12 protein-coding genes are annotated in these 14,730 nt (G+C 50.2%); 4 read left to right on the forward strand and 8 right to left on the reverse strand.

Going from position 1 to position 14,730, the window contains the following annotated elements:
* Positions 1-5: 5 nt before the first annotated feature.
* Complete coding sequence (gene brnQ / locus N8M53_RS10780; RefSeq protein ID WP_420066587.1) at positions 6-1,310, reverse strand: branched-chain amino acid transport system II carrier protein; 1,305 nt, start codon at positions 1,308-1,310, stop codon at positions 6-8.
* 307 nt (positions 1,311-1,617) lie between these two features.
* On the opposite strand from brnQ, the gene N8M53_RS10785 reads away from it, so the two are divergent.
* From N8M53_RS10785 to N8M53_RS10795, 3 genes are all read left to right on the forward strand, one after another.
* Positions 1,618-2,322 (forward strand): tRNA1(Val) (adenine(37)-N6)-methyltransferase, encoded by a 705-nt coding sequence (locus N8M53_RS10785; RefSeq protein WP_269578784.1) that lies wholly within the window; start codon positions 1,618-1,620, stop codon positions 2,320-2,322.
* A gap of 160 nt (positions 2,323-2,482) precedes the next feature.
* On the forward strand, positions 2,483-3,649 hold the full coding sequence (gene srmB / locus N8M53_RS10790) for an ATP-dependent RNA helicase SrmB (RefSeq protein WP_269580031.1): 1,167 nt from the start codon (positions 2,483-2,485) through the stop codon (positions 3,647-3,649).
* A gap of 238 nt (positions 3,650-3,887) precedes the next feature.
* Positions 3,888-5,435: an alanine/glycine:cation symporter family protein gene (locus N8M53_RS10795; RefSeq protein WP_077459005.1), complete on the forward strand. Its 1,548-nt coding sequence runs from the start codon at positions 3,888-3,890 to the stop codon at positions 5,433-5,435.
* A gap of 74 nt (positions 5,436-5,509) precedes the next feature.
* Here the strand turns inward: N8M53_RS10795 and N8M53_RS10800 are convergent, their stop codons facing one another.
* Both N8M53_RS10800 and N8M53_RS10805 read right to left on the reverse strand, forming a co-directional pair.
* Positions 5,510-6,208 (reverse strand): oxidative stress defense protein, encoded by a 699-nt coding sequence (locus N8M53_RS10800; RefSeq protein ID WP_269578785.1) that lies wholly within the window; start codon positions 6,206-6,208, stop codon positions 5,510-5,512.
* Between the two features lie 89 nt (positions 6,209-6,297).
* A complete protein-coding gene (locus N8M53_RS10805) occupies positions 6,298-7,188 on the reverse strand; it encodes a LysR family transcriptional regulator ArgP (protein ID WP_269578786.1) in 891 nt (296 codons plus the stop codon).
* A gap of 157 nt (positions 7,189-7,345) precedes the next feature.
* Here N8M53_RS10805 and N8M53_RS10810 point away from each other — a divergent pair, with 157 nt between their 5' ends.
* Entirely contained in the window at positions 7,346-7,936 is a 591-nt protein-coding gene (locus N8M53_RS10810; RefSeq protein WP_269580032.1) for a LysE/ArgO family amino acid transporter, read from the forward strand.
* Positions 7,937-7,992: 56 nt separating this feature from the next.
* Here N8M53_RS10810 and mscS read toward each other — a convergent pair whose 3' ends face one another.
* The 5 genes from mscS to N8M53_RS10835 form a co-directional block, all read right to left on the reverse strand.
* A complete protein-coding gene (gene mscS / locus N8M53_RS10815; protein ID WP_046075073.1) occupies positions 7,993-8,850 on the reverse strand; it encodes a small-conductance mechanosensitive channel MscS in 858 nt (285 codons plus the stop codon).
* 172 nt (positions 8,851-9,022) lie between these two features.
* Positions 9,023-10,099, reverse strand: coding sequence for a class II fructose-bisphosphate aldolase (gene fbaA, locus N8M53_RS10820; protein ID WP_046075072.1), 1,077 nt, complete (start codon positions 10,097-10,099; stop codon positions 9,023-9,025).
* Positions 10,100-10,250: 151 nt separating this feature from the next.
* The gene (locus N8M53_RS10825; RefSeq protein ID WP_046075071.1) at positions 10,251-11,417 is read right to left on the reverse strand and encodes a phosphoglycerate kinase; all 1,167 of its coding nucleotides are present in this window, start codon (positions 11,415-11,417) and stop codon (positions 10,251-10,253) included.
* A 72-nt stretch (positions 11,418-11,489) separates the two neighbouring features.
* Positions 11,490-12,494 carry an erythrose-4-phosphate dehydrogenase gene (gene epd / locus N8M53_RS10830; protein WP_077578346.1) on the reverse strand — a complete coding sequence of 335 codons (1,005 nt, stop codon included), beginning with the start codon at positions 12,492-12,494 and terminating at the stop codon, positions 11,490-11,492.
* 196 nt (positions 12,495-12,690) lie between these two features.
* On the reverse strand, positions 12,691-14,655 hold the full coding sequence (locus tag N8M53_RS10835; RefSeq protein ID WP_269578787.1) for a ligand-gated channel protein: 1,965 nt from the start codon (positions 14,653-14,655) through the stop codon (positions 12,691-12,693).
* Positions 14,656-14,730 lie beyond the last annotated feature (75 nt).

A 14,730-nucleotide genomic window follows, 5' to 3' on the forward strand; every position in this document is an offset into this window, starting at 1 on the left:
TATCATTAGGCTTCTGCTAGGGCATCATCACGTGAGCCAACAAACTTTGCCACCCCCATTGCCACCAATGTGGGCAGCAGCCATGCCATGCCGACATCAAACAGCGGCAGGAAGTTAAAGGCACTCATATCGGCGCCCATGACTTTCGCCGCATCAAGCAAGCTAAACAGCAATGCCACGCCCAACACGAGGCGATAGCCTAGCGCTGGATTTGGCAACCAACGGCGAATGAAGGTCAAGCCAATCAGTGCAATCGCAACTGGGTATAATGCGAACAAGACCGGAATAGAAATGGCGATAAGCTGCTTTAGGCCCACATTAGCCACCACCGCACAGACAGTAGCCACGACCACCACCCAGCGACGGTAGGTCCATGATGTGAGCGAGCTAAAGTAATCAGCACACGCGCTGACCAACCCAATCACAGTGGTCAAACACGCAAGGCCAATGATCGCCGCGAGGATCATTTGTCCCACCGGCCCAAACAGTGCATCCACGTAAGCGGCCATGATTTCGCCACCGTTTTGCGTCCCCTGCGCCACTGCACTGGCCGTTGAGCCCAAGTAGAACAGCGACACGTACACAAACGCCAGTCCAGCTGCAGCAATAATACCGGCATAAATCAGGTACATGCAGGTTGCTTTGTTGTCCTCGATACCTTTTTTGCGGATCACATCGACAATTAACATGCCGAACATCAAGGCCGCAAAGGTATCCATGGTGTTATAACCTTCCAAAAAGCCGGTTGTCAGCGCGTTCTCAACATAGCTACCCTGCGCGGCAACCACTTCGCCTTGAGGATTGATAATGACTGCGATAGCCAAAATCGCGAGCGCCGCGAAGAGCAGAGGCGTCAAGAACTTACCGATGGTATCAATCAGTTTGCCTTGAGAAAGAGAGAAAAACATCGCGACAGCAAAGAAAACGACAGAGAAAGCGCCTAGTTCTAGTTGTCCTGGTGCAGATAAAAACGGTTTAAAACCAATTTCATAGGCAACGAGTCCGGCACGAGGTGCGGCAAAAGCAGGCCCAATAATGATAAAAATCAGCACGGCCATCAGTGTCGCGACACCCGTTGGCAAATCACGGGTGAGGCCTTTCCAGCCACCGCCTGCGACTGCAACCGCAATAATACCGATTAAAGGAAGACCGACCGCTGTGATCAAAAATCCGATCATCGCGGCGGTGTAATGATCACCGGCTAACATGCCAGCTTGTGGAGGAAAGATTATATTTCCAGCGCCTAAGAAAAAGGCAAAGGTCATAAAACCTAACGCTAAAATATCTACTAATTTTAAACGCTTAGTCACGATGTATACCTACAGCTTGAGATGGTGTTTGCAATGAATAATGTTTCACCCAGCTGAAACGCTCATTTATAATATTTTGTTTCAGACGATGGGCAGAACGCAGAATAATGAAGAAGTTCACAGCCACAGTAAAGGCATTGACAAAAAACCTTGTGATCTTCTGCTTTAGCAATAACAATCAGCTCAATAAACTAGCTATCATGTTATCCATGGCATTTTTTAACGATCAAGATCGATAACATTGTGGTTACACAAAAGCAAAAAATGCTACCCCTTGATGCCGCTAAGTCGCCAGAGTGCAGGACAAATGAGCCAATTTCGCTTTAAACAATTTGTTATCGACCACGGTGACTGTGGCATGAAAGTCAGTACGGACGGTGTACTACTGGGCGCGTGGTCTCAGCCTGGGACGGCGAGCAATAGCTTGGATATCGGAACGGGAACCGGTTTATTGGCATTGATGTTGGCACAACGTTTTCCATCCTTGTCGCTGACCGCGGTCGAGTACGACCCGTCCGCCTTTCACTGCGCCACGTTAAATGTGAGAGCGTCACGGTTTGCCGCGCAAATCCAATTGCACCACGGTGATATCAACGATTTTGCCTGTCGCGAACAGTGGCAACATATTGTCTGCAATCCTCCCTATTTCACCAGTGGTGCGCCTTCAAGCAACCAACAACGGGCCGTTGCCAGACATACCAGCACCTTAAGCCACCCCGCGCTTATTGCCTGTCTAAAGCGGTTACTCGCCCCCACAGGGTGTGCGGATCTGATTTTGCCCACCAAAGAAGCAAATGCATTCATTGAGAATGCACAAGCATACGGGCTTTTTTTACACCGCCACGTGTTGGTCAGTGCCACACCAGAAAAAGCGCCCTCTCGCGTATTATTCACGCTTAGCCCGACGACGGGCGCAGTCAGATCTGATACGATCGCCATGCGCGAGCAAGATGGCACCTACACGCAGGCTTTTGCCGATCTGACGCGAGCATTTTACCTTAAACTCTCGTAAGCCGAATCGAGCAGCGTCTCGCTATCATTGGCCTTGGGCGCGCTGCCCATTTACACTATTTGCGTCTATAATACCGCGCTTAACTATCCTTGGAGAATTACCTGTGCGAAGCTTTGCCGAACTCGAGCTGGATCCTGAACTGCTCAGTGCACTTGACGATATGGGCTATCAGCGCCCTACGCTGATCCAATCAGAGGTTATCCCCCACGGTATGGATGGGCGCGATATTCTCGCTTCAGCCCCGACAGGCACCGGCAAAACGGCTGCTTTTCTGCTGCCCATGTTGCAGCACCTACTCGACTTCCCACGGCAAAAGCCAGGACCAGGTCGCGTACTGGTTCTCACCCCCACGCGTGAGTTAGCCATTCAGGTTGCTGATGAAGCTCGAGCCTTGGCGCAAAACACTAGCCTAAAAATCTTCACCATTACCGGCGGGATTTCATACCAAGAGCACGCGGAGCAACTGGGTAAAACACAGGATATTGTGGTGGCAACGCCTGGCCGTTTGATGGAGTACATTGAAGCCGAGCGGTTCGATTGCCGCGCCGTTGAATGCCTGATCTTAGATGAAGCAGACCGGATGCTAGATATGGGGTTTGCGAATGCGGTCAACCGACTGTCTGATGAGTGCCAGCGCCGTCGTCAAACCATGTTGTTCTCCGCCACACTAGAAGGCCGCGGTGTAGCAGGCTTTACCGATAATCTGCTAGATAACCCTGAATTGGTGGATGTGACACCTCCACGCCGCGAGCGTAAAAAAATCACCCAGTGGTATCACCGCTGTGATGATTTGGAGCATAAACGCGCCTTGCTTAAATCCATTGTTACCGAACAGGCAGAACGCGCGATTGTATTTATTAAAACACGTGAACGCTTGGCGGAGCTTCGTGACTATATGCAGTCACAACAACTGGATTGCGCCTGGATCCAAGGTGAAATGCAACAAGCGAAACGTAACAATGCGATTAACCGGTTTAGTGAAGGAAAGGTGAAGGTACTGCTGGCCACGGATGTCGCGGCACGCGGTATTGATGTCCCAGATATCACCCATGTGATCAATTATGATCTTCCGCGAACCGCCGATGTGTATTTACATCGCATAGGCCGCACAGCACGTGCCGGTAAGAAAGGCTCTGCGATTTCACTGGTCGAAGCCCATGACCAGCCGATGATGGATAGGATCATGCGTTACATGGATGAAGAGATTAAAGAGCGAACCATTGATGGCTTGAAACCAAAACATAAAAAAGCAGAGCATAAGAAGAAAAAAAAGAAGCAAAGCGTTAAAAACTCGAGCAAAGTCAAAAAGCCCAAAAAACGCAAATAGAACTAGACACCTATCAGCTTCACTGACTGGTTGATATATAAGACATTACTCAAGGAGGCCCGAAAAGGCCTCCTTTTTTTCGCTATCGACGCCCATTTTGTTGAGCACAAAACGATCAGATTCACACATCGCGCAATGTAATGACACAAAATATTAACAATTGAGCAGCAAATCAGTTTAAGATGCTATTCGCACTAACAACAAAATCATGATGCAAACACAGTAGAAGGAACTCACTATGCAATCGTTTGTCGATTTCTTAAATAGCATCATATGGAGTCCGGTTCTGATTTACACCTGTTTGGGTGCGGGACTGTTTTACTCCATACTGACGCGCTTTGTTCAAATCCGTCACTTCACCGAAATGTGGCGACTCCTCTTTTCAGGGAAAAGCTCAACCAAAGGGATTTCCTCGTTCCAAGCCTTGGCGGTATCACTCTCTGGCCGTGTCGGTACAGGTAATATCGCTGGCGTCGCTGCCGCCATCGGCTTTGGTGGCCCAGGCGCGGTATTCTGGATGTGGGTCGTTGCCTTTCTAGGCGCAGCAACCGCCTATACCGAGTCAACGTTGGCCCAGATCTATAAAGAAGAAGACAATGGTGAGTTCCGTGGTGGCCCCGCTTACTACATCGAAAAAGCGATGGGACAAAAATGGTATGCCATCCTCTTCGCTCTCGCGACCTTACTCGCCTGTGGTGTCATGCTGCCTGGGGTGCAATCTAACGCCATCGGTAATGCCGTTGAAACTGCGTTTGGCTCTGGTGCCATGGTTGATACCGCGATGTTCGGCGCGCTCGAAGTTTCGAAAGTGATTACCGGTGCCTTTATCTCTATCGTGCTCGGCTTCATCATTTTCGGTGGTGTTAAACGTATTGCCCACTTTACGCAAATCGTCGTGCCTTTCATGGCGCTGGCGTACATCATTATTGCGTTTGTCATCATCCTACTGAACATTAGTGAAATTCCAGCCGTGGTTTCTATGATCATCGGCGATGCCTTCACACCGATGGCAGGTGCGGGTGCAGCCATTGGTTGGGGGGTTAAACGTGGTGTTTACTCCAACGAAGCGGGTCAAGGGACAGGGCCACACGCGGCGGCGGCTGCCAACGTGGATCACCCGGCTCAGCAAGGCCTGGTTCAATCCTTCTCGGTTTACATCGATACTTTGCTGGTTTGCTCGGCAACCGCGTTTATGATCATCATCACCGGTGCTTACAACGTCCATGGTCCAGGTGAAGCCTATATCGTGCAAAACTTGGCGTCTTCGGTCGCGGCAAACAGCCCTGAGTTTACCCAGCTGGCAATTGAAGCGGCAATGCCTGGCTTAGGTAAACCCTTTATCGCCTTTGCACTCTTCTTCTTCGCCTTTACCACCATTTTGGCCTACTACTACATTGCCGAAACCAACATTGCTTACCTGCGTCGCACTATCAAGGTGCCAGGTATGATGTTTGCGCTGAAAGTGGTGCTGATGTCCGCCGTGTTCTATGGCTGTGTGCGGAGTGCGAACTTGGCATGGGCGTTTGGTGATGCCGGTGTGGGTTTGATGGCATGGTTAAACATTGTTGGCATCATCATCATCTTCTTTATGTCTAAGCCAGCCCTTAAGGCGCTGAAAGATTATGAAGAGCAACAGGCCAGAGGGGTAGAAACCTACACCTTTGATCCCGTTAAGCTTGGCATCAAGAATGCCGATTACTGGGAACAACGTCTGGCGCGCCGTAATGGCAAGCAAGAAAGTGAAACCACCGATGCGGATGGGAAACCAATTAACCCAACGGCATAGGATTCAAACACCGAATCAATGGTAAAAAAGGGCGCATCAGCGCCCTTTTTTGATCGTGGTGACCGACGACGCTATTAGTCATCAAGGCGGAAAATAATATCAACCTGGTCACGCACCTGCATGGTTGCATCTTGGTAGCTTGCGGCGACATCGGCGCTGCCGCTGCGCATCTCGGCATTCATCATCACAGGGCGCGGATTGCTGGACCGATAGCGAATTTGCCAGACACCATCAACACGCATATCCAAACTTTTCGCGAGCGATTCCGCTTTTTCTTTTGCATCATTGACCGCCGCCTCACGCGCTTTATCTTTCAATGCCGACTGGTCACTGCTGGTTAGCTGTACTTGCCGGATTCGGTTAATCCCCTCGCCCAGCGCCCCATCTAAAACGGCATTCAACTTGTCGAGCTGGTTGAGGGTCACGGTAACTTGGCGCTCTGCGCGATAGCCTACCAATTCAGGCGCTTTGTCTTTGCTATGTTGGTAGCGCGGTGATAGTTGAATGTGCGCGCTCTCAATCTGTTCGCGCGTCACTCCTTGTGCGGCCAGCCTGTCGATAAAGGCAGTCACCGCTTTATCCGATGCCGCTTTTGCCGCTTTTGCGGTTTTTCGCTCGGTCACCACCCCCACGTCAATCGTGGCCATATCAGGTGCAGCCGTCACTTCACCGACACCGGTAATGTCCAAATGCGGAAAATCAATATTGGCCATCGCCGCCGGTGCTGTCACCAAGGCGCTAGTTAGGCAAAGCATTGCTTTAAATTTGTGCATAGTCTCTCCTTTGGAACCCGATAATAGTAAGTCACACCTGTCAGACGCCTAAAAACGAAAAACGCTCCCGAGCCAACGTCAACGTTGTGTCAATATTGGGCGAGTGCTTCCTGCGCGGCGAGCTGACAGGCATGGGTGATCTCGGCCAATACGCCACTTTCCATTGCCCAAAAGTGCCAGTATAAATGGCGTGATTCGACTTTTCCCGGCATCACGTCCACTAATCGCCCGTCGGCTAACTGCTCCGAAACCATTACCCTTGGGATCAGGCAATAGGCCATGCTCTGCAACGCCATGGCGACAAACGCCTCCGACGAGCGAACAATATGCCGGCGCCAGCCCGCAGCAGGCATCGCATAGTGGGCCGCCAAAAAGTCCGCGTGCATATCATCATGCGCATCAAAGATCACCGCTGGCGCTGCCATTAACGCTTCTCTATCAATCCCATCGGCAAAGTAACGCTGAGCAAATGACGGCGTGGCCACACAACTGTAGTCCATGGTACCTAAATAGCGACAGTCACAACCATGCATCGGCGTGGAATCGGTACTGATCGCCGCAACCGCTTCACCACTGCGCATTTTATTGAGTGTACGGCTCTCGTCTTCTACCAATAGATTAAAGTCAATCGCTTGATGGGTGGTCAGCGGGGCAAGTGCCAAAAGCAGCCAAGTGGCTAAACTATCTGCATTGGTGGCAATCGACACTGACAAGGCTGATCCATCAATACTCGGCGCCAACTCGGGCAAGGTTTCTTGCTCCAGCAGTTGCACGCGTCGATAAAGCCCTAACAGGCGCTGGCCTATCGCTGTGGGTTTTGGCGGTTGCTCGCGTACCATCACAGGCTGGGCGATTTGTCGCTCCAACTGCTTGATGCGTTGTGACACCGCTGACTGGGTGATAAACAATGCCGCGGCTGCACGTTCAAAACTTCCCCAGGAAATCACCGCATCTAAGGCTTCCACGCCTCGATAATCCATCTCGCTCTCCTTATTAGTTTAGCTAATTAACCATAAATATATTTAAGTTCACTTAATAGGCATTCCTGCTTAAAGTGAGAGCCATACTCGGAGATAAAAGGAATACAGGGTGAGCAGTTTTTTAGTCGCACTTCAGGGGTTAGGTTTGAGCCTGACCATGATTATTCCGATTGGCGCGCAAAACGCATATGTGATCAACCAAGGGATTAGTCGTGAGCACCATATGACCACGGCATCGATTTGCTTTGTCTGCGATATCATCTTGATCTCAAGTGGGATTTTTGGCGGAGGGGCCTTATTAGCAAGTTACCCCATACTGCTCAATACCATCACGCTCGCGGGGATCGGCTTTTTGAGTGTCTACGCGTGGCAGTTTATCCAAAGCGCACGTCAGCACAACCAAGAGGCGTCAATGGAAGCCCCCACCATGAGTCGAGGCCGCCGTGCAGTGATCATTGGCGCATTAGCGGTGACCTTGCTTAATCCGCACGTTTATCTGGATACCGTGGTGGTGTTAGGCGCGATCGGTGGTCAGTTCGCATTCGATGAGCGGGTCGCCTTTACCATCGGCGCATTAATGGGATCATGCCTTTGGTTTTACGGCTTATCGGCAGGGGCAGCACGCTTGTCACCGTGGCTATCCACCCCCTCTATTCGACGGCTGCTCGACCTACTCATGGCAAGTATGATGCTATTCGTGGCCGGTAAGCTCGCCCTCGGCCTGTACGCACGTTTACTGGCCGGTTAAAAAACAGGGATGCGGCCACGCTGCCGCATCCATAATGACGGTCGCCTGCCGTGAGGTTACGCTTGGCTCTCGCCGCGCTCGAAGTGAACACTCATTTGCGGGAATGGAATTTCAATACCATTTTCGTCCAGTGCTTCTTTGATGGTTGGCAGCAGCTCAAAGTAAACACTCCAGTAGTCTTCTGTTTTCACCCAAGGGCGCACCACAAAATTGACCGATGAATCGGCTAACGTCATCACCGCCACATTGGGCTCAGGATCTTTCAGAATCAAGGGGTGTTGAGTGACGATATTGGTTAGCACCGCTTTGGTCTTCTTCAAATCCGCGCTGTACGCCACGCCAATCGTCAAGTCAATGCGGCGTGTCGCGTGCTTGGAATAGTTCGTGATAGGGCTGCTAATCACCGAGCCATTTGGCACCACCACCATTTTGTTGTCAGGGGTGGTGAGCACTGTAGAGAACACTTGAATGGACTCGACAGAGCCAGCCACTCCGGCCAATTCGACGTAATCGCCCGATTTGAACGGACGGAACATCACAATCAAGACCCCAGCGGCAAAGTTTGCCAACGAGCCTTGTAAAGCAAGACCCACGGCTAAACCTGCGGCACCTAAGATGGCAATCACAGACGCGGTTTGCACACCCACGCGGCTTAATGCTGCAATTAAAACGATGACAAACAGTAAGTAACGCACCAAACCATGGATAAACTCCACCACCGCGTTATCCATGTTGCGCTTACGCATGACACCCGCCATGGAGTTAGCTAAACCTTTAACGACAAGGTTACCAATCACCAAGATCAATAGCGCGGAAATAATGTTCACTCCGTACTGCGTCAACAGATCTTGATTATCCATCAGCCAGGTCTGTGCCCACTTAGCACCCTCTACCACTGTGTTTTCCTCACTCATTCACTTTTCCCTCTTCAAGTTGGGATAAACGGTAACCCTATGTTAACAGCCTTTTACTGGTCGCTGTCTATCTCAATCACGCAAAATCTCTACCCAATGAGACGAGTCGGTATCACGCAGATATAAAAAAACCCGCCAAATGGCGGGCTTTAATTCAACACTGTTGAGACGTTTACAGGACGTCAATCGCGTTGAGGTCTTTGAAAGCTTGCTCCAAGCGCGCAACCATAGACTCTTGACCTTTACGTAGCCAAACGCGTGGGTCATAGAATTTTTTGTTTGGTTGGTCGTCACCTTTCGGGTTACCGATTTGGCTTTGCAGGTAACCTTCGTTGTCTTGGTAGTACTGACGAATACCATCCCATGTCGCCCACTGGGTATCGGTATCGATGTTCATTTTAATCACACCGTAACCAATGGATTCTTGAATTTGCTCTTCTGAAGAACCCGAGCCGCCATGGAAGACGAAGTTCAGACCATTGGTCGGCAGACCAAATTTCTCTGAGCAGTAAGCCTGTGATTCACGTAGAATTTCTGGCTTAAGTACCACGTTACCTGGCTTATAAACACCGTGAACGTTACCGAATGAAGCGGCAATGGTAAATCGAGGGCTTACAGCAGACAGTTTTTCGTACGCGTAAGCCACTTCTTCTGGCTTGGTGTACAGGTCAGCAGTATCAACATCGCTGTTATCAACGCCGTCTTCTTCACCACCGGTGATACCCAGTTCAATTTCTAGCGTCATGCCCATTTTGTCCATGCGCGCTAGGTACTCGGCACAGATTTCCATGTTCTCTTCTAGAGACTCTTCAGAAAGGTCAATCATGTGAGAAGAGAAAAGTGGTTTGCCGTGCTCTTTGAAGAAGGCTTCACCAGCGTCGAGCAGACCATCAATCCAAGGTAGCAGTTTTTTCGCAGCGTGGTCAGTGTGCATGATCACAGGCACACCGTAGACTTCAGCCATGGCATGAACGTACTTCGCACCGGCAACAGCGCCTTTAATTTGCGCTTCTTGGCCTTCTAGTTTCAGACCTTTGCCCGGGAAGAAACCCGCACCACCGTTAGAGAACTGGATAACCACTGGCGCTTTTACTTTCGCCGCGGCTTCCATCACTGCGTTGATTGAGTCAGTGTTAACCACGTTGACTGCAGGCAATGCAAACTTGTTCTCTTTGGCAACTTCAAATACTTTCTGAACGTCATCGCCAAAGATAACGCCAGGTTTTACAAAATCAAAAACTTTAGACATGGCTCTTGTCCTATTAACTCGGGTTGTCTTTGCTGAACTGAGTAAAGATGCAGTGCACCTTTATCAATCTGGTGCAATCGTTTACGACTCGGCCTATTGTAGTCAAACGAAAGCAAAAACGGGAGACGTCACTCCCGTTTTATTATCTGATTTATGCGTCTTTGGCGCGTGCTTCCAGCATTTCTACCGCAGGTAGAGGTTTGCCTTCAACAAACTCTAGGAACGCACCGCCGCCGGTTGAGATGTAAGACACGTCAGCTTGGATGCCAAACTTGTCAATGGCTGCAAGGGTATCGCCGCCACCCGCAACAGAGAAGCCTTCAGACTCTGCGATCGCTTTTGAAATGCCTGCTGTGCCCGCTTCAAAGTTTTTAAACTCAAACACGCCAACAGGGCCATTCCACAGAATGGTTTTGGCATTTTTCAAAATGTCCGCCAACGCTTGGGTAGACTCAGGACCGAGGTCGAAAATCATGTCGTCGTCTTGCACATCTTCAACGCGCTTGATCTCTGCTTCCGCGTTTTCATCAAACGCTTTCGCACATGCTACGTCGGTTGCGACAGGAATGTGGCACTCTTCCATTAAGGATTTCGCCGTATCGACCAAGTCTGCCTCATACAGCGATTTGCCGACATTGTGGCCGTCAGCTGCGATAAAGGTGTTAGCAATACCACCGCCTACAACCAGCTGGTCAGCAACGGTTGACAGTGATTTCAGCACTGTCAGTTTAGTAGATACTTTTGACCCACCCACAATGGCGACCATTGGACGTGCAGGGTTATCCATCGCTTTGCCTAACGCGTCAAGCTCGTTGGCCAGCAATGGACCAGCACAAGCCACAGGCGCATGCGTGCCCACACCATGGGTTGATGCTTGCGCGCGGTGCGCAGTACCAAATGCGTCCATCACAAAAATATCGCACAGTGCCGCATACTTTTTAGACAGCGCTTCGTCGTTCTTCTTCTCGCCTTTATTAAAGCGAACGTTCTCAAGCACCACCAGTTCACCGGCGTTAAGCTCAAGACCGTCTAGGTAGTCTTTCGCGAGGCTGACCTTACAATCGAGTGCGTCATCCAGGTAGTTCACAACAGGTTGTAGTGAGTACTGGTCTTCAGGCTGACCTTCCTCAGGGCGGCCTAGGTGAGACGTCACCATGACTTTCGCGCCTGCTTCTAGGCAGTGCTTAATCGTAGGCAGTGATGCCAAAATACGTGCATCAGAGGTAACTTTACCGTCTTTGACTGGCACGTTCAGATCAGCACGGATAAACACACGCTTTCCGGCAAGATCTAAGTCGGTCATCTTAATTACAGACATATGGTCCTCGCTATAAGGTTGCAAATTGAAACTGACTTAATCAGGGCAACACCCCACCCACGCTTACGTCTATCACGCCATCGCAAGTGTGGTATCTAACATTCGGTTGGCAAAGCCCCACTCGTTATCGCACCAAACCAGCGTTTTAATCAGCTGGTGATCACTGACCCGTGTTTGCGACCCATCGACAATGGCGCTGTGTGAGTCGTGGTTAAAGTCGATCGATACCAAGGGTGCTTCGGTATAATCCAGTATACCGTCTAATGTACATCGAGATGCCGTCTGCAGAGCTTGATTTACGTCATTAACTTTCACTTTAGTACGTACAGTGACACTTAAATCCATTGCTGTCACGTTTATCGTCGGCACGCGGACAGAAATCGCTTCAAATTTGTCAGAAAATTTCGGAAAAATCCTACCAATTCCAACATGCAGTTTGGTATCCACAGGAATAATAGACTGGCTGGCAGTACGTGTGCGACGAAGATCGGAGTGATACGCGTCGATGACTTGTTGATCATTCATCGACGAGTGAATGGTCGTAATTGTCCCCGACTCAATACCAAAATGCTCATCCAAGGCTTTAATCACCGGGACGATACAATTGGTGGTACAAGAACCATTAGAAACAATACGATCATCGGCGGTCAATGCGTCATGATTGACCCCGTAAATAACGGTTCTGTCCACGTCTTGGCTGGCGGGGTGAGAGAAAAGGACTTTTTTAGCGCCCGCAGCAATATGGGCCTCACCGTCTTCGCGTGTACCAAACTTGCCCGTGCAATCGAGCACAATATCCACATCCAGATCGCGCCAAGGTAAAAGCTGCAGCTCCGGCAAATGAAGCAAGCGAATGCTGTCGGTGGCGACAAAAAGGTGTTCTTGGTTATAGGACACTGGCCAGCCGAATCGACCATGGCTTGAGTCATACTGCAGCAGATGCGCCATCGCCTCGGGCTCTGCGAGCTCATTAATCGCGACCACTTGAATGCGATCGTGCTTGCCACTTTCATACAGGGCTCGCAATACACTGCGCCCTATACGACCAAATCCATTAATTGCGACTCTTAATGCCATGTCCATCGGTGCTCGTTTAACGATGATGCACAGTGTATCTCAAGCACGTAAAAGACGCACGTGTTGTGTGACTCTTCTCACGCTACCTAGGAATAAAATGCAGCAAAAAAACGCCCGTCCGGTAGAGTCCGAGACGGGCGTGGCAGTGTTAGGATTGCGCCATTCTATAGCGTAAAAGCGCACCTTTTCTCATGCGTTAGAAGCTGATATTCAGTCCTAACCAATAGCGGCGTTCATCACTGATATAACCGTAGTCTTCATACTCACGCGTTTTATCCAATAGGTTATAGACCGCGCCTTGAAGCTCGATGGCATCGCTGAGCTGGTAGTTCATCCCGGCATCAACCAAGGTGTAACTTGGCTCTATATTGCTGCGAGATGATGGGCCTGTCACAGGATCCATTTCTTCGCCACGGTAGGTCGCACTCACCCAAGGGCTCAGCCTCTCAGTGGCTTGCCAATTAACCTCACCATATGCGAGCTGCTGGGGTATTTGCGTTAACGGCTGCCCCTTATAATCACCGGTTTTTTGCTCTGAATCGGTATAGGTATAGCTGGCACTCACATCAACCGTCTCCGTGACTGGCACGAATAGGCTCGCTTCAATCCCTTGAGTGACCGCTTCGTCGACGTTAATCCGATAGGTTGGATCTGCGCCAAACTGGTTGGAGCCATCCGTGCACACCGAGGTTGGACAGGTCACTCGGGTGATCTTATCTTCAAAGTCATTATGGAATGCGGTTAACGATCCACTGACTCCCGTATCGCCTTGGTAGTTGATACTGACTTCTGAGTTTACAGAGGTTTCAGGCTCCAGATCCGGGTTGCCATAGATATTCCCCCCGCGACTCACTTGCGCCCAATTTGGGGCAATTTCTCGCAGTTGCGGTGAACGGAAGCCAGTCGCCACGCCGCCTTTCACGACCCAGTTGCTATTAAGTTGATACACGCCATACACCCGTGGACTGGCGTGGTAGTCGTAGTTTTCATCATGATCGACACGCAAGCCGAGGGTCAGGCTAAATGGCTCAACCACACGCCACTCATCTTCGACAAACAAAGCCGCTTGTGTATTGTCAATCTCAGTTTGGCTCGACGCTTTATTCGAGGTAAAGTCCTCCAACTTCGCCTTGTTTACTGAGCCACCGACCGTCAAAGTGTGTGTTTCAAAATCACGTATCAGACGGGTTTTAAATTCGGTGTTCTTAATTGTCATTTCACGACTTTTATTACGGCTTTGCTCGTACTGTAAATGTGAATCTGACCAGCCCCACGTCCAATGCCCTTCATGCCCAAGGGCGATTGATTGCCGTCGATATTCATTGTTGCTGTTTTCACATTTTTTGCGTCGACACTGGCTATCATCCGTGGGAACGGTTTTACCTATGTGGCCATTTCGCTCTTGCGAGCTCGCGCCTAAGTCCAAGGTCCACTGTTGATAATCGCTAGCGTCATAGGTCAACGAGGTAGAAAGACTACGTAAAGATTTGTCCTCGTAACCAGAGAGAATATCGTCTTCTTGGCGTTGAACGCTTTGACCCGATACCGTCATCCCAAGCTTATCGCTCAAGGCGCCAGAAAGGTAAAAATTAGCGCTTTGTTCATCACCTGATGCACGTTTCTCTTGGAGTAAGGTGCTTAATTGCACGTTGCCATGCCATTCGTGTTGTTCTCGACGGGTAATAATATTAATCACCCCACCGATGGCGTCAGAGCCATAAAGAGTCGACATCGGCCCCCGAATCACCTCGATACGTTCAATCGCTTGAAGGGGAGGTAACCAGCCTTGTTCAATGCCAGGACCATCGCTATTCGGACGTGTCTCCCGGCTCGTCATACGCTTTCCGTCCACCAGCATCAGGGTATACTTGGAGCCCATTCCACGAATACTGATATCCTGGGTATCACCGCCCCCTGTGACCACTACGCCTGGAATACGCTTTAGTGCGTCTGTAACGTCACGATAATAACGATCTTCGAGCTGATCGCGACTAATCACGCTGATACTCGCTGGCGCCTTTGCCGTGGCTTGTTCAAACCCCGAGGCAGTGATCACCATGGTTTCCGTATTTTGATCGCCTGCTTCTGCCGCATGAATGGCACTCACAGGTATACCGGCTAATACCATCCCGATAACAACGGGACGAAGACAACTGGACATAATCAACTCCATTTTGTGATAATAATTATCATTTGTTCATTGAGAATTATTCACATAGATGCGCAGACGCCTAGC

The organism is Salinivibrio kushneri (genome assembly GCF_027286325.1).
Lineage (GTDB): Bacteria > Pseudomonadota > Gammaproteobacteria > Enterobacterales > Vibrionaceae > Salinivibrio > Salinivibrio kushneri_A.